The sequence below is a fragment of the Aquimarina sp. ERC-38 genome (assembly GCF_026222555.1).
Taxonomy (GTDB): Bacteria; Bacteroidota; Bacteroidia; order Flavobacteriales; family Flavobacteriaceae; genus Aquimarina.
Genome location: NZ_CP098511.1, coordinates 1,424,783 through 1,444,291, shown reverse-complemented (window position 1 = coordinate 1,444,291; position 19,509 = coordinate 1,424,783). Strand labels below are relative to the sequence as shown.

General features: G+C 35.1%; 16 protein-coding genes. 9 read left to right on the top strand and 7 right to left on the bottom strand.

Annotated features, from left to right (window positions below; genetic code table 11):
* The first annotated feature begins 3 nt into the window (after positions 1-3).
* The 3 genes from NBT05_RS06215 (at position 4) to NBT05_RS06205 (ending at position 3,413) form a co-directional block, all read left to right on the top strand.
* Positions 4-1,005 carry a mechanosensitive ion channel family protein gene (locus NBT05_RS06215; protein WP_265772629.1) on the top strand — a complete coding sequence of 334 codons (1,002 nt, stop codon included), beginning with the start codon at positions 4-6 and terminating at the stop codon, positions 1,003-1,005.
* Between the two features lie 105 nt (positions 1,006-1,110).
* On the top strand, positions 1,111-1,986 hold the full coding sequence (gene rimK / locus NBT05_RS06210) for a 30S ribosomal protein S6--L-glutamate ligase (RefSeq protein WP_265772628.1): 876 nt from the start codon (positions 1,111-1,113) through the stop codon (positions 1,984-1,986).
* Positions 1,987-2,555: 569 nt separating this feature from the next.
* Positions 2,556-3,413, top strand: a complete 858-nt coding sequence (locus NBT05_RS06205) for an arginase family protein (RefSeq protein WP_265772627.1) — start codon at positions 2,556-2,558, stop codon at positions 3,411-3,413.
* 455 nt (positions 3,414-3,868) lie between these two features.
* On the opposite strand, the gene NBT05_RS06200 is transcribed toward NBT05_RS06205, so the two are convergent.
* Positions 3,869-5,182: a YsnF/AvaK domain-containing protein gene (locus NBT05_RS06200; protein ID WP_265772626.1), complete on the bottom strand. Its 1,314-nt coding sequence runs from the start codon at positions 5,180-5,182 to the stop codon at positions 3,869-3,871.
* Between the two features lie 35 nt (positions 5,183-5,217).
* A complete protein-coding gene (locus tag NBT05_RS06195) occupies positions 5,218-5,604 on the bottom strand; it encodes a DUF2382 domain-containing protein (RefSeq protein ID WP_265772625.1) in 387 nt (128 codons plus the stop codon).
* Positions 5,605-6,023: 419 nt separating this feature from the next.
* Here NBT05_RS06195 and NBT05_RS06190 point away from each other — a divergent pair, with 419 nt between their 5' ends.
* From NBT05_RS06190 to NBT05_RS06165, 6 genes are all read left to right on the top strand, one after another.
* Positions 6,024-7,475: a BLUF domain-containing protein gene (locus NBT05_RS06190; RefSeq protein ID WP_265772624.1), complete on the top strand. Its 1,452-nt coding sequence runs from the start codon at positions 6,024-6,026 to the stop codon at positions 7,473-7,475.
* 76 nt (positions 7,476-7,551) lie between these two features.
* The gene (locus tag NBT05_RS06185) at positions 7,552-7,983 is read left to right on the top strand and encodes a hypothetical protein (RefSeq protein WP_265772623.1); all 432 of its coding nucleotides are present in this window, start codon (positions 7,552-7,554) and stop codon (positions 7,981-7,983) included.
* 134 nt (positions 7,984-8,117) lie between these two features.
* Entirely contained in the window at positions 8,118-8,753 is a 636-nt protein-coding gene (locus NBT05_RS06180; protein ID WP_265772622.1) for a fasciclin domain-containing protein, read from the top strand.
* A gap of 302 nt (positions 8,754-9,055) precedes the next feature.
* Positions 9,056-10,117, top strand: coding sequence for a M12 family metallopeptidase (locus NBT05_RS06175; RefSeq protein WP_265772621.1), 1,062 nt, complete (start codon positions 9,056-9,058; stop codon positions 10,115-10,117).
* 114 nt (positions 10,118-10,231) lie between these two features.
* A complete protein-coding gene (locus NBT05_RS06170; protein ID WP_265772620.1) occupies positions 10,232-10,795 on the top strand; it encodes a hypothetical protein in 564 nt (187 codons plus the stop codon).
* Positions 10,785-11,300: a nuclear transport factor 2 family protein gene (locus tag NBT05_RS06165; RefSeq protein WP_265772619.1), complete on the top strand. Its 516-nt coding sequence runs from the start codon at positions 10,785-10,787 to the stop codon at positions 11,298-11,300. Before NBT05_RS06170 ends, NBT05_RS06165 begins: the two co-directional genes overlap by 11 nt.
* 7 nt (positions 11,301-11,307) lie before the next feature.
* On the opposite strand, the gene NBT05_RS06160 is transcribed toward NBT05_RS06165, so the two are convergent.
* From NBT05_RS06160 to NBT05_RS06140, 5 genes are all read right to left on the bottom strand, one after another.
* Entirely contained in the window at positions 11,308-13,722 is a 2,415-nt protein-coding gene (locus NBT05_RS06160; RefSeq protein ID WP_265772618.1) for a TonB-dependent receptor, read from the bottom strand.
* A gap of 3 nt (positions 13,723-13,725) precedes the next feature.
* Positions 13,726-14,445, bottom strand: a complete 720-nt coding sequence (gene recO, locus NBT05_RS06155) for a DNA repair protein RecO (protein WP_265772617.1) — start codon at positions 14,443-14,445, stop codon at positions 13,726-13,728.
* 5 nt (positions 14,446-14,450) lie between these two features.
* Complete coding sequence (locus NBT05_RS06150) at positions 14,451-16,736, bottom strand: two-component regulator propeller domain-containing protein (protein ID WP_265772616.1); 2,286 nt, start codon at positions 16,734-16,736, stop codon at positions 14,451-14,453.
* 94 nt (positions 16,737-16,830) lie between these two features.
* Complete coding sequence (gene gdhA / locus NBT05_RS06145) at positions 16,831-18,174, bottom strand: NADP-specific glutamate dehydrogenase (RefSeq protein WP_265772615.1); 1,344 nt, start codon at positions 18,172-18,174, stop codon at positions 16,831-16,833.
* Between the two features lie 164 nt (positions 18,175-18,338).
* Positions 18,339-19,478, bottom strand: a complete 1,140-nt coding sequence (locus NBT05_RS06140; RefSeq protein WP_265772614.1) for a cystathionine gamma-synthase — start codon at positions 19,476-19,478, stop codon at positions 18,339-18,341.
* Positions 19,479-19,509 lie beyond the last annotated feature (31 nt).

The window sequence follows — 19,509 nt, the reverse complement described above, 5'->3', positions numbered from 1 at the left end:
ATTTTGTACAGGAAGATAGTTTTATATGTTTTTACCTTGTTATTACAACATATTGTAATAGCCCAACAACCCCGTAAAGATACCCTCTTTAAAAGAGACACGGTTAAAATTATAGAAGTTCAAAGAGATACGGTTTTTGTAGTAAAAGAATCACCTAAAAGTATCACTCAAGATACCACGGTAAAAAGTTTAAAAAAAGAACTAGGCAAAGAATTAACCCCTCCCCCAATTTGGAAATTTTTCTCTATCGGAAAATTATTCTGGTCGGTTATTTTTATCGTATTAGGATACCTGTTGATCCGGTTTTTAGTTAATGTATTGACCCGGTTTTCAGAACGATCAGCTACGCATCGTATTACGATTAAGGGTTTGATTCCTATTGTAAAGATCTTTGGTTGGATTACTATTATTACTTTAATTGTAGTAGGCATTTTCAGCCCTCCGGTATCCACGCTACTTGCTGTATCTGCATCACTGGGAATTGCCATCGGTTTTGCAGCACAGGATATATTAAAAAATATTTTTGGTGGAGTCATGATTTTATTAGACCGTCCGTTTCAGGTTGGAGACAAAATCGAAATGGGCTCTTATTACGGCGAAGTGGTTGAAATTGGTTTACGTTCCATCAGGATTGTAACCGCAGATGATTCTTTAGTGAGTATCCCTAATGGGGAACTGATGAATTCTTCGGTATCTAATGCAAATACCGGAGAAACTAATTGCCAGGTTGTTGCTGAAATTTACCTGCCTATTACCGTAGATACCGTTGCCGTACGAAAAGTAGCTATTGAAGCAGCACAGGTTTCTAAATATATCTATCTAAACAAACCAATTGCCGTTCTATTTTTTAATGAAGTCAAAGAACAACGATCGTATTTAAAAATGCGTTTAAAAGCCTATGTTATGGACATCCGCTATGAGTTTGCCTTTAAAAGCGATATGACAGAAATTGTAATTAAACAATTATTAGCCGAGAAACTTGTAGACCCTGAAGATTTAAAGTAGGTTTTAGAAAGCAAATCCTAAAACTTCTTTAAAAAAACGTAATTGTCCTGAAAATATAGTAACAAGTGGTATATTCCGTGGTTTAAACTAACACACTTATTAAAAATGAAAATTGTCGTTTTATCTGCCAACCCTAATTTGTACTCTACTAAACGATTAGTAGAAGAAGGAACTAAAAAGAAACACGAGATGTTAGTGGTAGATCATTCCAAATGTGACTTGGTAATTGAAAAAAAACGACCTTGTGTTATTTATAAAGGGCAGGAAATTGAAAATGTTGATGCGGTCATTCCTAGAATTGGGGCATCAGTTACTTTTTTTGGGACAGCGGTAGTTCGTCAATTTGAAATGATGAAAATCTTTACTGCTACAGAATCACAGGCTTTAGTGCGGTCCCGGGATAAATTACGAAGCTTGCAGGTACTGTCGCGTGCAGGTTTAGGATTACCTAAAACCGTTTTTAGCAATTATTCAAAAGATGTCGAGGGTATTGTAGATAAAGTAGGAGGTGCACCCCTAGTCATTAAATTATTAGAAGGTACTCAGGGACTTGGTGTCGTGTTGGCCGATAATCAAAATTCAGCTGAATCCATTCTGGAAGCTTTCAACGGATTGCAAGCCAGGGTCATTGTACAGGAGTTTATTAAAGAAGCAAAAGGTGCGGATTTACGAGTTTTTATTGTAGACGGAGTAGTCATTGGTGCCATGAAAAGACAAGGGAAAGAAGGGGAATTCCGTTCTAACCTACACCGGGGCGGAAGTGCTACGGTCATTGAACTTACAGACGAAGAAGAAAATGCAGCCCTCAAAGCAGCTCGTGTAATGGGGTTAGGTATTGCCGGAGTAGATATGCTTCAGTCTGAACGAGGTCCTTTGATCCTGGAAGTAAATTCATCTCCGGGATTAGAAGGAATTGAAACTGCTACAGGAAATAATATTGCACGACATATCATTAAATATATTGAGCGTAACGCAGAGTAGGTTATCAACCTGGATTTAGTAATAACAACCCTTACCATTCTTAAGAGAAAGTATTACAGGTTTAGTATAGTTAAGACTAGATATAAACCTATTAAAGTTGAGTATCTTTTTAAGAAAGAAGAGAAAGAATGGTAACAAAAACAAGTCCGGACGTTAAAATAGCACGGATTTAAAAATAAAAATACTCTTATCTTCAAATTTATTTTACGTATAAAAATGATATGTATTTAAGTAAATAACTCATAATTAAACTATTACATCCATAAATAAGTATTTTCAAAATATTAAGATACCGAACTGTTTGTATTCTTATAATTATTAAATTTGAGTAGAACACTTATTTTTAATTTTTATTCTTTAAATTTATTTGATTCGAATATAACTTTGCACACGTACTACAAAATGATACTTGAGAATTGCTTTATTCCACCTTTTCTTCATACTGTTCTAATCCATAACAGTCAAAAGTAGATGAGCCTTACTTTTAATTATATATCAAATTTAGTATCTCTATTTACCACTATCAACTATAAATTCAGACAACATTCAATACTTACTATTAATTAATTATGAATCCAACAGCAACCTTTGCCGGTATTTCAGATAAATATGCCGGTTATGAAACTTCAAAAACTATTATAATCCCTGTTCCGTTTGAAGAAGACTCAAACTGGATCAAAGGAGTTGCCCGGGGGCCCGAAGCTCTATTAACCGCAGCGCAACATATGGAATTATATGATATTGAAACGGATTCTGAGGTTTATAAAGAAGGCATTCACCTTACTGATCCTGTGACCCTATCGTCAAATACAGAAATGGTTGAAGAAGTATATGCAAAGGTTAAGAAATATATTAAGCGCACTAAGTTTGTGACCATTCTGGGAGGAGAACCTTCCGTAAGTATCGGTGCGGTAAAAGCAGCAAATGAATGTTTTGATGATTTGACCGTTTTACATATTGGGGCTAATGCTAATTTACAAAAAGAGTTTGAAGGTTCTCAATATCACCGTAACTGCGCTATGTCCGAAGCAAATCGACAAATGAACCTGGTACAGGTAGGTATTAGAAGTATGCATAAAAATGAGACCACCCTTATAAATGCTGATAATGTGTTTTTTGCTAATGAAATGGCAACGGACGATTATTGGATGGATACGATAGTAGATGCGCTTACTGATGACGTATACCTTTGTTTTGATTTAAACGGTATGGATCCGTCTTTACTACCGGCAGTAACCCGCCCAGAACCCGGTGGCTTATTTTGGTATGAAACACTAGAATTTTTACATAAGGTTTTTCAAGAGAAAAATGTAGTTGGATTTGATATGACCGGACTTTCTCCTTTGGCTAATGATAAATCCTCTGATATTTTAGCTGCGCGAATATTTTATAAAATGCTTAGTTATAAATTTGAAAAGAAAGAGTAATACAGACTACTTCCAATAAAAACAATTATTAGTGTCTGGTAAAGATGTAAGACCGCTATCGCTTCTAAAACCAAGAATCAAGACTGATTATTGTATTAATAAAAATCAATAGTATAATAATTATCTACGCTAAATAAAAAAGGAGCTGCATGTGTTAGTGCGAGCTCCTTTCTTCATACAAATAATAAGATGATCTTAAAGTGTCTAACGAGGTTTTAAAGAGTTTTGATTTGTACGAGTCTTCTGCAAAAACTTCAAGATATCATGTGTTTATGTGTACGTTGCATTGTTCATATATAAAACAATCATAAAGTCATATACCCTACCTAAAAAACACACTTTTTTACAATTTTTTTATAAATTGTTATATTACAGTAAGTTATAACTAATAAAAAAACCCTTTAAAAAGTTTAAATAACTTTTTAAAGGGTTTTTGGTTTAAAACTTTAAGGATATTACAAAGTAGATACCTCTCTATTATTATAAATTTCTCTCCCGTAATTTGCAGTATATATATTTTGATCATTCTCTTTAGGATCTACAGATATAATAATCTGATCATTTTCTAGTGCATCCTGATATACTTTTGCATCACTATCAGACAATCCTGCTTTAGTTAATGCTCCTACTAATGCTCCGGTGGCTCCACCTGCACCAGCTCCGGTTAAAGCTGCCGCTAATGGACCAGCTACAGCTAATCCTAGCCCTGGAATAATTACAGAAGTTCCGATTGCTGCAATAGCCCCTACAACAGCTCCTACGGTTCCTCCGATGGCACTTCCTGCCCCGGCACCTTTTAACGCTTCATCACCAGTATTATTTACGTGGTCATTTATAGCATAAAATCGGTTTTTTATATTTTCAGAAAGAAACACATTGATGTCATCCGTATCATATCCCTGGCTAATTAAATAGTCATAATATTCGTTTGCGCTCTCTGCAGTAGTAAAAGCACGGTCAATACGGTGTTGATTGAATACAGAATTAGTAGTGGAATTCCTGAACACTTCGCTATTTCGCTTTCCTATCCCTTGACCGCTTTCATCAATATCAATTTCAGTTTCTCTTACCGTATCAGAAATGGTTTCAGTCACCTGATCTACTTCTTTAGAAACAGATATTTCTTCTACTACTCTTGCTGTTTTTTCTACTACAGCTTCTTCTGCATATTCTTTAACCTCTATGGTTTTGTTATCAAAAGCTTCTGCTGCGTCAACTACTCTGTTTACAGGCTTTCTGGTAAGGTATACTCGTTCTTCTTTTAAACGTATAGTTTCTTCTACCGGCTTCTCTATAATTCTGCTTCGTACCTGTAAACCTCCTGTTTGAACTTCCCTTTTTCCTACGGCTATATCTTCTTTTATTACCGGGATGGTTTCATCAATGTCATTTGTTTTTACATGATCCATTGTAGAACTTGTAGTATCTATAAAGGTATCATTGATATCTTTAGCTCCGTTTGCATCCAGGATCGCTGAAACTTTTTCAGCCTCTATTCGATCATTAGCATATACCGTGATCAAGTGGGATTGAGATCCTGTTTTACTATATACTTTTTTCTCATTCTCATTATCCCCAAATAACCAATCCCAAAAACCGGAAGTTTTAGAATCTTCTTCATAATCATAATCCGTTCCGGTATAGGTTCCTTCGGTTCGATAGGGAGATTGATCTATCTGATTTTCATTGATACCTTCTCTTTTGAGAATTTCAACGATGTTTTCAATACTTTGATTTTTATCAAAAAAACCTACAATTGTGTATTTCATAATAAGTGTATTTAAATTAGTAATTAAAAAACAGACTATTCCGTTTTTGTTAATTTTACATTTTCTATCCTACTGGTAACAGGAATAGATTTTATTTCTGTAGTGGTGTCTTCGGTAATATGGATTTCTTTTACTAGTATTATTTTTTTTATCACTACTTCTTCTTCTCTAATAATAGGTATGATCGTAGTATTACCTACTTTAGTAGTAACAGGGTAGTCTTCTAATTCTTCTTCCTTTACTATTTCCTTAATTTGAACTTCTTTATTCTTTAAGGAAATAAAAACTTGTTTATCCTCCGTTTCAGTAGTTTTTTCAATTTGATATTTAGCTTTTACCACTTCTTTTTTAGAAACTTCTACAGTTTCTTTATGTAATTCTAAAATATGATCCGGATTTGTATTGTCTAATAGTGGTTTCAAAACAGTAATTTTTATTGATGTAAAGTTGTTCAACTTTACATAGGCAGGTGACCTCATATACCGTAGTATTTACTTCATTTACATAGCTAACATATTAATTAACAGTATTTAACGACTTTATAAATAGCTTTATGTTAGAATTATCAAAATGTATAAAGTTCTATTTTTACTTATATGATAAGCTTTTAAATACCTCTCCTTGATGTTGATATTATATGGATTTTAATCCATGACTTATTTAAGTCAATTTTTAATTCAAATAGGTTAACTAATTCAATTTCATTGATATGTCGTTGTTTAATAATGCCTTAAAAATGTTAAACAGATCTTCATTTTTGTTAGAACATGACTATTTTGATTTCTAATTTTGTGTTGTACTAATGAATATAAGAACCAATCCTGTGGATTAGGGCTGATTTATGAGATTGAAAACTAAAGGACATACTTCTATTGACATTTTGCGAGAAATCTCAATATATTTTAAAGCAGATTTTACGGAAGGATATCATACGGCAAATGTAAAGATACCCGAGAGTAAAGGTGCCGGGGACATTCGTTCCTTTGATTTTTTTGATGGATTTTCTTTACTTATTTTTAATCTGAAGTTAAAGGAAAATTTTGAAATTGTAAGAAGTACTAGCGAACAAGATTCTTTTTATTTTATACATAGTAACTCAGGGTCGTTAAAATATACTTCTGCCACCGGAGAAAAACAGGAAATTACTCAGTTTCGTAATGTGATTGTCAAAATTAAAAATAAATCAGAAGGATCTTTTTTATTTCCGGCAAACGAACCTATTCAGGTAAGCTTCATTTTACTTACTAAAAAAATGCTGAGTAGTGTATACGATACAAATAGGCATCTACTTTCTGTTTACTTAAATGATATTTTTTCAAATCTGGATGAAACAAAGGCTTTTACACACTTTGGTAATCTAATTAAAGAGATATCTGATTTTGCCAAGGTATTTTATTATAATACCCCTATTAATATAGTAAGTCTGTTAACCCATAAGGCGGCGGCTTTGAACATACTGGCCACTTCTATTGAAAATTATGACAAAAGCAAAGTAGGCATTACGCACCGTAATCCTCTAAGTGATGAGGATCTTAAAAAGGTAATTCATATCAGTAATTATATTGCTAATAACCTAAATATGAATTTAAATATTGATGAGCTTGAAAAGGAAAGTGGCATAAATAGTAAAAAAATTCAAATTGGATTCCGTTTTTTGTTCAATGAAACTATAAATTCTTTTACTCGTTCCTGCAAATTTACTGAGGCTAAACGTTTATTGGAGACTACTAATTTATCCATGTCCGAAATATCGTATACGATAGGTATCTCCAGTAAAAGCTATTTTTCAAAAACCTTTAAAGAAATTTACGGTCATCTACCTTCAGAACACAGATCACTTCAATATTATCAGGAGAAGGATATATTTCAACTTAGCTATCGATCCGTTGCCAACATTGGTTTGCTAACTAAAGATTTGAATAATATTGTGGATATTTCTAAGGAGCATAATGGAAATGCAAATATTAACGGATGTTTGATTTATCATCAGAATTCCTTTTTTCAAATTCTGGAAGGAGGTAAAAAAGAAGTATTGGAGCTCTATGAAAAGATTGGAAGAGATCCGCGCCATACCAATGTAAAATTGTTATGGAAAGGATTTAAACAGGAAAAAATTTTCAAACAATGGAATATGGCGTATATTTCTGAGGAAACTTTAACTTTATTATCTAAAGAAAATAAAGCAGACGCAATAAGCCTTCAAAAACTGTCTTTTCTATTAACTAATTATCAAGAGCCTAATCAAGCTTTTTGGGAAAATGTGCGAAATCACCTTTTGTTAAGAAAAATTTAATTGTAGATTATAGGTTTACCTTTCAGTTAACGATTGTTCTATAAAGCTTCTATTTTAATTGAATTATCTTTATTATATGATTCTAGAAACTACACATTATAATAAGGACCACAAAAAGACGATAGACTCAATGGTAGGCTCCAGTTTTTCTTTTATGGAACGGTTAAAAATGGGAGGTATCGGTTCAAAACGTATGATTATTAATGAAGTAAGCCCTAACATGAAAAGTTTTTTAAATTCGGTTTCTGATATTAATTACGGAAATATTGAACTACGACCTTACGGAATATTAGTGGCCATTACTAAAGGCTTACGTAATTTTACCTGGATAGTACCTTATTACCAGTTCTATATGTATAATGTTAATGGCATTAGTATTCATGCACAGGGGAGGTTTGTTCACTTTAAAGATTCAAAAATGTTTAAAGAAAATCATAGTTTTTTTGAAAAACTTAAAAAATTAAAGATTGCCTACGATATAGAACATCCCCATATCGATAGTATTTAACATAATACGCTACTTTTTAAGAGTACAAGCAAAACTTTACCATTTTGTTTAATTAGGTTAACTAAAGTTTAAACAAAACTAAGGTATACTATCATTTAATGCATGGTAACTTTGTTGTCTAAAATACAATTATTATGAAAAAATTAAATTTGATAGTAGCAATAATTAGTACTTCTTTACTAATTTCTTGCGGAAATACAAACAAGAAAGAGAATATTGTAGTAGTGGATGAAGAGCAAACAGAAGAAATTGCTCAAACGGACGTAGCAGTTGCAGAACCTGTTACTGAAGAAGTAGATGATACAGAAACTACGGGAGAAGACGATAGCGATATCATTGCTGTAGCATCCGGAAACGAAGATTTCTCTACATTGGTAGCAGCAGTAGAAGCAGCAACGTTAGTTGAAACTTTAAAAAGTGAAGGTCCTTTTACCGTATTTGCTCCTACAAACGATGCTTTTGCTGAGTTGCCTGAAGGAACTGTTGAAACCTTATTAGCACCGGAGAATAAAGAAATGCTGAGTAGTATTCTTACGTATCATGTTGTTTCCGGTAAGTTGATGGCAGCAGATGTAGTTAAAGCAATCAATGATAATAATGGAAGCTACAAAGTGACCACAGTGCAAGGTAATGAACTGACTGCCACTTTGGATGGAGAAACGGTAATGTTAATTGATGCTAAAGGAAATAAATCTGTTATTGTTGCTACGGATGTAGATGCTTCAAACGGAGTAATTCATGCTATTGACACCGTTATTATGCCGGAATAAATGTAAAAAATAGTAAATTCTTACTACTAAAACCTCTGATATTTAATGGCAATATCAGAGGTTTTTATTTTCATATAGAATCCATTTATTTATATATGTTTTTAAAATGATTACTATTCTCTATTTGTATGCAACTTTAAACCCAATAAAATTTTAACGTATAATTTAAATTAAAGCAAATAGCAACGTCATTAATTAAAGCATTAGTAAAAGTTCTTATTTAATTACGATTTTAATCCAATCCATAATATGTTTCCTTATATTTCGTTTGAATTTAAACAAAATCTTAATTTAAACTCAACATGAAATTAAACAAATTATTTCTGTTTGGTACCATTGCTACTTTAGCAATCTCCTGTACCAAAAATGAAGACATTACTGAAACTGAAAGTATCGAACCTGATACTAGCAACGAAGTTATTACCGAACAAGCTTTTTTTAATAGAAAAGGTGCCCCGAAACAAGGTTACTATGAAGGGCAAAAAATTGATTACCTGGATTACGGTGGAGAAGCTGTTTATGAAGGTGATATTCTTTTAAACCCCAATGCAATTTCTGATAGCCCGGATAACTTTGTATTAATAGAAGGACAAAAAACCAACTCGGGTAAAAGTGTAGGTAGAACTCAGGGCAGATGGCCTAACAACACAGTATATTATACTATTGCCGGTAACCTAAATAATAAAAGAAGGGTTACAGATGCAATCAGGCATTGGGAACAGAACACGGCATTACGTTTTGTGCAGAGAACAAATCAAAGAAACTACATCTATTTCCAAAATGGAAGTGGTTGCTCTTCTTTTGTAGGAATGATCGGTGGAAGACAGACTATTAACTTAGCAGGCGGTTGTAGTACCGGTAGTACTATTCATGAGATAGGTCATGCCGTAGGTCTTTATCATGAGCAAAGCAGAGCAGATAGGGATAGATACGTAAACATCAACTTTAGCAACATACAACCCGGAACCGAAGGTAATTTCAGAACTTATTTGGAAAGAAGAAGAGACGGTGCGGAATATACGCAAAGCCTTGATTTTTCTTCTATCATGATGTACGGTCCTTTTTCTTTTGCAGTAAATAGCCGTATTCCTACCATTACTAAAAAAGATGGTTCTACGTACAGTGTTCAAAGAAACGGACTTTCTTCAGGAGACCTTATTGGTATTAATAAAATGTATCCTCCCGGCAGTACTAATCCGGGACCGGTTTATGAAAATGACAGATATTATACCTTATACGGATTACGAGTATATCGATTTAATAACCAATGGTGGTATTATACCGAGCGATATGGTTGGGAAAGAGTTGAATATAACCGTGCGGAAGGATCTTGGTTTTACGTAAATACACCAACTCCTCAATAAAGAGAAAAAATTAAATATCAGGAAGGGCTTTAAATATTACTATTTAAAGCCCTTCTTTCTTTGACTGTAATTTCTTTTCTTTGGATTCGTTATTTTAATGTAGCTAATTAACCTATGAAGTATTATGTACTTTTACTAACCGGAATATTTTTCAGCCTTAATTTTTTAAGCTGTACAAATGTTAGTAATCAGGAAGATAATACTACCATAGCGGCTAACCTGGACAGTTTATCATCCAAAGCTGTAAATATTCCCTTAATACCTTTAGCTCCCGAAGCAAAGGAAAAACTGGTTAATTTTAAAGATTATCAGGATCTGCATAACTTGATGGTCACTCTCAATAAATCCAATCCCTACTTTATTAAAAAATACCAGGATAGTCTGGACATATTAATATTCAATTTTAAAGAAAATGCAGCTGAAGAAAAGCTTTTTGAAAAACCTATCAGATCTCGAATTTCTTTACTAACTACCTATGCCAATCTACTATCAGAGCAGACTAATAAAGATCATCCGAATATTGAAAACATCCTGTCGGGAAATAAGAAACTGATGACCTCTTTTAATAGTTTAATTATTCAACTTAATGAAATATCCTTATCAATCCCTTCTACCATTGAAAAGGAATTATTAAAAAACAAATTCATTAAAAAAGATACGATAGCTAATGAATCTTAAAGTAAAATTAATATTACACTACACGATATTTAGCCTTTGTACGCTGCTTTCTTTACAAAGTCAAACTGATGAAGTACATAGAAAAGAAATAGATGCACTGCTAAACGATTGGCACCAGAACGCAGCAAAAGCTAATTTCGACAAGTATTTTGCAGCAATGACTTCAGATGCTGTTTTTATAGGAACAGATGCGGAAGAAGTATGGAATAAAAAAGAATTTATGGCGTATGCCAAACCCCATTTTGACCGTGGTAAAACCTGGAATTTCACTAAAGTAGAACGCAATATCTACTCAAAAGAACATAATAATACAGCATGGTTTGATGAGCTTCTAAAGACACAGATGGGTCTTTGCCGGGGGAGCGGTGTTGTTGTTTTTAAAGATAATAAATGGTTGATACAACATTACGTATTATCCATTGCCATTCCCAATGAAAATGTAAAAGAGGTCACCCGATCTAAAGCCGTTCACGATTCTTTATATCAGCTTCATCTGCCTAATTAAAAAGTATCTATAAAGTATACCTTACTGCCATAATAAAGTTCAGTCCCGGGCCGGCAATACCTGATGAATAAGGGCGATAACGCTGATCCGTTAGGTTTTCTACAGAAAAAGTTCCCTGTAACTTCTTAGTAAATTGATATTGAGATCGTATATTCAGCGTATACCAGGAAGGACTGTACGGATTACCTTGTCCATCTATCGCGTAAAGATATGCTTTGTTTCGTTCGGAAGGGGCAAGTTCTTTAAAAGTAAACTTCCCGTTATACAGACTATTTACCGTAAAAAGCCATTTATCCTTAGTATAGGTTAGATTAGTCGTTCCAAATTGTGGGGCAACATGCCGAACCGGGGCAATCGATCCGTCGTCTAATTCCTCACTACCCCCGGTATATGTATACCTGGAAGTAAGGGTGGCATTCTTTAAAAAATCGAGACTAAAACCGGTTTCAAAACCAAAAATAGTTGCCTTAGCTGCATTTTGTATTGCTTGTACCTGACTTAACTCATTGTTTTCGCCAAATTCTATCATGGATTGTCCGTTAAAAGTAAAGTTCCTTCGTACCAGCGCATCGTCAAGCATGGTATAAAATAAAGTAGCATCAAAACTAAACTTTTTAGAAGGTGTCAAAATAAATCCGATATCCCCGTTATAGGCTCTTTCTGATTTTAAATCTTTATTAGGAACTACTACAGATCCTGGTTCCGAGTCAAAGATTTTACCTACATCGTCAATATTAGGAGCCCGGAATGCCGTGGAAAAATTTACTTTAAATTGCAGGTAATCATTAGGTAAGTAACTTAATCCGGCCGTACCAGTTAATGCATCCGTATCCAGATTTTTTTCGGTAAATTCAAAATTAATGAAACGGTTGTCAAACTGAGAACGCAAAACAACCCGATTGTAACGAAGCCCTCCCTGAAAACGAAGGTATTTATTCCAGCTGTGTTTAACAGAGGCATAACCTGCAACCGATTGCCAGGTAGCACCATCGGGGTACCTGGATTGTGCGGGCTGTTCTAAGCGCGTATCGATCTGTAAAATGCTTCCTTCAGAATTTACTTTATTTAAAATATATTCCAGCCCGTAATACACATTGGTCTTCTTCCCTAAATCTTTAGACCAATCCAGGTTTATAGAATATGCATCAACTTTTTCTTTAGTTCTTTCTAAAATAACCGAGCCAAAGTCCCGGTCATTTCTACTTTCTTTAAATAATTGGTAAGCCGTAGTGATTTTAAAACGGTCAAAAAACTTGGATGGTTTTTTATAATTGATCTGTAAATTAGCCACTCCCCACTCCTGCGGACCATAAAACCATTCTGCGGACCTAAGGCTATCTCCCTGGGGTCTAATCAACCGGTCATACCTAGGAACATCAGAAGTAGTGGTATAGGTCAATCCTAGATTATAATCCCAGTTTTCATTAGGAGTGTACTTAATTTTTTGCAAAAAATTAATTTGGCTATATCCGGTACCCACCTGAAGGTTAGGGTTATTATTATCGACTAATTGATCCGTTCCATTATTAGAAACTACAAAACGGTTTCTTATATATTCCTCCGGCCCTTGACTTCCCATTTTTAAATCATCAAAATCACTATAACTAACACTGGTTAAAAAAGCCCACTGATCTCTGCCGTAATTTACATTGACATGACCGGTTTTTTCGTTTGAAGCAGATGCATATCTAAGAATAGCTTCTCCACTTATGGCATTTTTTCCTTTAATCTTAAAAGCAGGTTGTTTAGTGTAAAAGTTCATCACTCCACCTATGGCATCACTACCATAAACAACTGATCCCGGCCCCAGGATTACTTCTGTTCTGGCAATGCTAAAAGGATCAATAGAAATGATATTCTGTACGTTTCCTCCTCTGAAAATTGCGGTATTCATCCGGACGCCGTCAACCGTTATTAGTAATCGATTTGTAGAAAATCCTCTGATGATCGGACTCCCACCCCCCAACTGACTTTTTTGAATAAACACCTGTCCGCTATTCTGTAATACATCTGCCGTGGTTTGTGGGGTACTTAATTGTGCCTCCTCAGAGGAAATGCTTACTACCTTTTGCGAAATGTCTTTTTTATCCTGTTTCCATTTAGCTACCGAAATAAGTACTTCTGACAATTGATTGCTATCCGGACTAAGATAAACCAATCCACCCTGACTCAAAATATCTGATTTTAAAACATTCTTTTGTAAAAAGGAAACGTGCGAAAAATAAATAATATCGCTGTCTTTAAACATGTGGAGGTTTGCCTTTCCATCAAAATCAGTAATGGTACTTTTACCTTTGTTCAAAGTGAAAATAGCTACCCCCGGGATCGGTTGTCGATCATCAAATCCCAATACGGTAATTTGTTGTGAAGTACCTTTAAAAATAAAGAAGATCAGAAATATAACTAAATAGAATATTCGCATTCTTTATTTAAAGATTTCGTTAAGCACCTGCAAGGATTTTGGTTTTTTAAAACCGTGCAAATGTAACTCAAAATATAGCAGCATTACTTCCAGAATTTCATTTCTCATGGCACGGGTTAACTTTATCCTATTGCAATCATCAAAGTTTGTGCCTAAAAACAATTTAAAAGCCTCAATAGCTTCGCCCCTTCTGGTATGCCCACTTTCATAAGTATCTTGAAAATTACCAGTCATTAAGTTAAAGTACTCCGTTTTTTTTGTAGATGTATCCGGATAAAAACCAAGGTATTGCGTTAGTTTAACAGTAAAAGTAACATGAAAATTAGCAACTTCATGATGAACATCTAGCCAGGTTAAAGAAGTCTTTATATAATTAAAAAGACTTGGGTTTGATTCTTCTTCCTTTACTGAATTTTTAATAATTTCAGCTATAAAAAATACGATTGAATTCTTGATAAAGTCCGTATGAATTGTTTTGTAAGGCATGCCTATTTTAGCTTCCCTGAGCCGTTCCAGATTACCTTTATCCTTATGCGAAGCAACAATATCAAGGATGGTTAAAGGTTGAAATAAAGAAGCCCGCATTCTTCCTTTTTTTGATTTTAATACTCCCCTGATTAGATAAGAACGCAGTCCGGAAGCTTCTGTATACAGATGTACGATCAGATGACTATCTCCGTATTTTAAAGAAGAAATAACAATAGCTTCTGAAGTGATGATCATAAAAGCTACCTTACAATCAATAATTTAAAAACTGTGGTTTCACCACTATCATTTCCTGTTACTAATATCAGATATACTCCGGAAGCTACTTTATGTCTGCCAAAGGCTCGAGTATCCCATTGTAAGCTACCTCCCTCACTAGTTTCTTCAAAAACCAGGTTGCCCTCAATATCCGTAATCTTAACGTTTGAGTCTTCGGTCAGGCCTCGGATAGTAACATTACCATCATATTGTGGACGTACCGGATTAGGAAAAGCAATAACTTCGGTTAAATTATCTTCGGGACCGGTTGCTGTGCCTTTTAAGGCAATTAAACCTTTTTCCGTAGCAAAATATACGATACCAGTGGAATCATCTACAGCAATATCTAATATATTATCAGAAGGTAGTGGTGAATTGTCCGTGGTAAACTGTGCAATAGTTTCCTGTCCGTCCGGAGAAAAGTAAAAAGCCCCGGAAGAACTCGTCGCAACCCACTTGTTATTTGAACCATCTACTTCTATATCCGTGATAGTTATATCAAATAGTAATTCCTGACCTACTCCTTCATCGTCTTCAATAACAATACGATCCAGGTTAAGGTTTCCGTTATTTAAAGCTTCTGAAGGATCAGACAATACCCTTAGTCCTAAAAAGGTACCTATCCACATTTGATCATCCCGGTCAATAGCCAGGGTAGAAACATAATCGCTAGGCAATCCGTTTTCTTCATCTATGGTCACTGTGGCTTCCGTGTTAGGATTGAACCCTATAATACCAATAGTTCCCCCGGCAAAATATACATTACCTTCATCATCTATAACCGTATCCGTATAACCATCACTAAAATCCGGTAATAGTCCGGTTATGCTATTAAAAGTAGTTACCTCATTAGTTTCCAGGTTTAACCTATTTAAAGGCAGATCAACTCTGGAATTGTTGAACCATAAATTACCCGCATCATCAAAAACAGGTCCGTTAAGCCAGGCTACATTCTCTCCGGCTAAATCAAAATTGTCTATATCACTATTTGCCGGATCATAAGATGCGACTACTTCGTTATTTCTCACCTCTAACAAACCATCAGAAAAACTGGTAACAAATACCTGTTCGGGATTATTAGGATTAATGGCTACCCGGGTCAACGAACTAAAACCTAAAATATCATCTCTGGATATATTTTGCCATTCTCCGTTATTAAACCTGCTAATCCCCTTATTTACCTTGGGAAAAGGATTAAAAAACAAATCATATCTTCCGTAAACTACCCACGCGTTATTATCTAAAACCGAAACGCTGAAAGGGTCATTATGTAAAGGTCCGGAAGGAGATATTACTTCTCTTTGCATAATATTATTAATAGGAATCTTTAACAATCCCAGTTCAGAAGTTCCTAAAAACAACGTGTTATCCAAAGTACTGGCAGCCGTTGCAATAAAAGTATTTGTGTCGTTACTAACTACCCTGGTAACTTCTTTAAAATTTTGATCGAGTATAATCGAAGTATTAGGGGTAATAAGCGTTAATTGATTATTAGATGAAGTTACGGATATGACATTAGGGATAGTTAGTATGGGAACCGTTGTGTTTCCCTGAACCCTAAAAACTCCCGCACTACTCCAGACGATCAGATTATCTCCTGCATCTATAATTCCTCTGAAAACCGAAGGGTTAGCTACACTCCAACGGTTAAAATCAATAAGATTGGAATCGTTTGCCGGAGCCGTTAATAAGCCATTAACCGTACTGGCATAAATAGTATTATTTACAATAGTAGTTGCAGAAACATCAATCTGACTACCACCGGCACCTATAAAAAAGGTATCTCCGAATTCTATGTTTTCCAGATTAAAAGATACAATCCCAAATCCGGTTGCTATCAATAACTCATTTCCGGATTCGTAAAAGCTATTAATCTTTTTATCATCCGGCGGTATGGTAGCTTTATCAAAAATATCTACAAAAGTCCGAACCTTCTGATCAGGAGTTATAAATTCTAAGAAACCATTCTGATAACCAATTGCTGTAATGTTAAAAGCACTACTATGATATACCGTAGTTATATCCGATCCGGATAATCCTTGTATGGTTGAAAATCGTTGAGAAGTATTTGTTTCATTATCAAAGATAAACAAGGCATTGTCCGTGGCTGCATAAACCTTATTTTCAGAAATATGAAGGTCTTTTATTGAAAAGTAAGAATAATGATCAATCCATTGAGCGCTAAAATCCTGTGCAGAACACCAAAAGGAAAACAGGAAGAACAAAAAAGTATAAAAAAACTTCATGGCACAATAATGCTTGGTATTCATAACCCGCTAAAATAGTAAATATTGTGCTAAAAAGTTTGGCTAACCTCTAATTATAATATAGAAAGAACGTTAGCCAAACCTCTAAACTGCATGATTAAACCACACCTTGAGCCAGCATGGCATCTGCTACTTTTACAAAACCGGCTATATTTGCCCCGGTGACGTAATCGACATATCCATCTTCTTTAGTACCATATTGCACACATTTTTCATGAATATCATTCATGATTTCATGTAATTTTTTATCAACCTCCTCTGCAGTCCAACTTAGTCGTAAGGAGTTTTGAGACATTTCCAGTCCGGACGTTGCTACACCTCCCGCATTTGAAGCTTTACCAGGAGCAAATAGGATTTTTTTATGATGAAAAGCGGCTATAGCTTCTGGGGTACAAGGCATATTAGCTCCTTCACTTACTACAAAGCAACCGTTATTTAAAAGTTGTTCGGCATCTTTTCCGTCCAATTCATTTTGAGTTGCACAAGGTAGTGCAATATCACATTTTTCACCCCAAGGTCGTTTTTTTGCATGGTATTTAGCGTTTGGATACTTGGTAACATATTCCTTGATACGTCCTCTTTTTACATTCTTAAGTTCCATTACATATTCCAGCTTTTCTTCGTCTATCCCGTCTTTATCATAAATATAACCACCGGAATCTGATAGGGTAACTACTTTGGCACCCAGATGAATTGCTTTTTCCGTAGCAAATTGCGCCACGTTTCCGGAACCTGAAACAGTTACGATCTTACCTGTAAAGTCATCTTTTCGGATATTTAGCATACTTTGAGCAAAATACACACATCCATATCCGGTAGCTTCCGGTCGGATTTGCGAACCACCCCAGGTTAAACCTTTACCGGTAAGTACTCCTGAAAATTCATTTTTAATCTTACGATACATCCCAAAAAGATACCCGATTTCTCTACCACCTACTCCAATATCTCCGGCAGGGATATCCGTGTTAGGCCCAATATGCCTAAATAATTCACTCATAAAACTATGACAAAAACGCATAATTTCATCATCAGATTTTCCTTTAGGATTAAAATCTGCACCTCCTTTGCCTCCCCCCATGGGTAAGGTGGTCAAACTGTTTTTAAACACCTGTTCAAAAGCAAGGAATTTTAAAATACTTAAATTTACTGAGGGATGAAATCGCAATCCCCCTTTATATGGCCCAATCGCCGAATTCATCTGTATCCGATACCCGCGGTTTACATGAATCTCACCATCATCATCTACCCAGGGTACCCTGAACATCACGGCACGTTCCGGTTCAACCATTCTTAGCAAAATATTCTGACCGTTATAAATTTTATGCGAAGCTATATAAGGAATTACCGTATCTGCAACTTCCTGAACGGCTTGCAGAAATTCCGGTTCATGTGCGTTTCTGGCACGAACCTCTTCCATAAAAGTTTCAATTTTCTGTTTCATTACTGATTATTTTTTCATCGGTTAAGCAAAAGAAGTCCCGCGACAGCTTACTTCTTTTATAGGCAGATGAGATTAAAAAATTCGTATAATTCGTTATTATTTGTAAAGTAAATGTATACTATTAGCAATAATTTATGTACTATTTTCACAATTTAATAACATCTTTACCCTATTGCTTGTTTTAAATCATTTATAAGATCTTCTGCGTCTTCAATACCTACGCTTAAACGTATTAGTGAATCGACAACCCCGGTTTTTTCACGTTCTTCTTTAGGAATAGAGGCATGCGTCATACTTGCCGGATGCCCTGCCAGACTTTCTACGCCTCCCAGACTTTCTGCCAGGGTAAATATTTTTAGGTTTTCAATAATCTTAATAGCATCGTCGTAGTTACTATCTTTGGTTACAAAAGAGATCATACCTCCGTAAGCTTTCATTTGTGATTTAGCTACCTCATGGTTAGGATGATCTTCAAATCCGGGCCAATATACCTTTTCGATTTTCGGATGATCTTTTAAGAATTTTGCAATTTTTTCACCGTTTTCACAGTGCCGTTGCATCCGTACATGTAAAGTTTTAATACCTCTTAGCGCCAAGAAACTATCTTGAGGGCCACAAACGGCACCACTAGCATTTTGGATAAAATACAACCTATTGGCAATATCTTTATCTTTGACTATCAAAGCTCCCATAATCAAATCACTATGCCCCCCCAGATATTTGGTAGCACTATGCATTACAATATCCGCCCCTAAATCCAGCGGTTGTTGTAAATAAGGAGTGGCAAAGGTATTATCAACAGCAAGTAATACGTTGTGTTTTTTAGATATTTCAGCAACTGCTTTAATGTCGATAATATTCATCATCGGGTTAGTAGGGGTTTCTACCCAGATCAATTTAGTTTTATCGGTAATATGACTTTCCAGATTAGAGGCTTCCTGCAATCCTGTAAAATGAAATTTAATCCCAAAATCCTCAAAGATCTTAGTAAACAACCGATACGTGCCTCCGTATAAATCATTAGTTGAAATGACTTCATCACCCGGCTTTAGTAATTTGATTACTGCATCAATAGCTGCCAGCCCGGACCCAAAAGCTAATCCGTAGGTACCGTTTTCGATACTGGCAAATGATTTCTCAAGGGCATGGCGAGTAGGGTTATGAGTTCGACTATACTCATAGCCCTTATGACCTCCCGGAGTGCTTTGTGCATAGGTGGACGTTTGATATATCGGTGGCATAACCGCACCATAAGCAGGATCGTGTTCTTGTCCGCCGTGTATTGTTTTTGTATTAAATTTCATAATAACTTATTTAAAAAAAGGAAAAACCCAG

Bases quoted from the DNA above. Each gene is read 5' to 3' on its own strand.
- NBT05_RS06190 (WP_265772624.1), top strand. From the start codon at position 6,024: ATGAGATTGAAAACTAAAGGACATACTTCTATTGACATTTTGCGAGAA.
- NBT05_RS06200 (WP_265772626.1), bottom strand. From the start codon at position 5,182: ATGAAATACACAATTGTAGGTTTTTTTGATAAAAATCAAAGTATTGAA.
- NBT05_RS06205 (WP_265772627.1), top strand. From the start codon at position 2,556: ATGAATCCAACAGCAACCTTTGCCGGTATTTCAGATAAATATGCCGGT.
- NBT05_RS06185 (WP_265772623.1), top strand. From the start codon at position 7,552: ATGATTCTAGAAACTACACATTATAATAAGGACCACAAAAAGACGATA.
- gdhA (WP_265772615.1), bottom strand. From the start codon at position 18,174: ATGAAACAGAAAATTGAAACTTTTATGGAAGAGGTTCGTGCCAGAAAC.
- NBT05_RS06150 (WP_265772616.1), bottom strand. From the start codon at position 16,736: ATGAATACCAAGCATTATTGTGCCATGAAGTTTTTTTATACTTTTTTG.
- NBT05_RS06160 (WP_265772618.1), bottom strand. From the start codon at position 13,722: ATGCGAATATTCTATTTAGTTATATTTCTGATCTTCTTTATTTTTAAA.
- NBT05_RS06180 (WP_265772622.1), top strand. From the start codon at position 8,118: ATGAAAAAATTAAATTTGATAGTAGCAATAATTAGTACTTCTTTACTA.
- NBT05_RS06140 (WP_265772614.1), bottom strand. From the start codon at position 19,478: ATGAAATTTAATACAAAAACAATACACGGCGGACAAGAACACGATCCT.
- NBT05_RS06165 (WP_265772619.1), top strand. From the start codon at position 10,785: ATGAATCTTAAAGTAAAATTAATATTACACTACACGATATTTAGCCTT.
- recO (WP_265772617.1), bottom strand. From the start codon at position 14,445: ATGATCATCACTTCAGAAGCTATTGTTATTTCTTCTTTAAAATACGGA.
- NBT05_RS06170 (WP_265772620.1), top strand. From the start codon at position 10,232: ATGAAGTATTATGTACTTTTACTAACCGGAATATTTTTCAGCCTTAAT.
- NBT05_RS06175 (WP_265772621.1), top strand. From the start codon at position 9,056: ATGAAATTAAACAAATTATTTCTGTTTGGTACCATTGCTACTTTAGCA.
- rimK (WP_265772628.1), top strand. From the start codon at position 1,111: ATGAAAATTGTCGTTTTATCTGCCAACCCTAATTTGTACTCTACTAAA.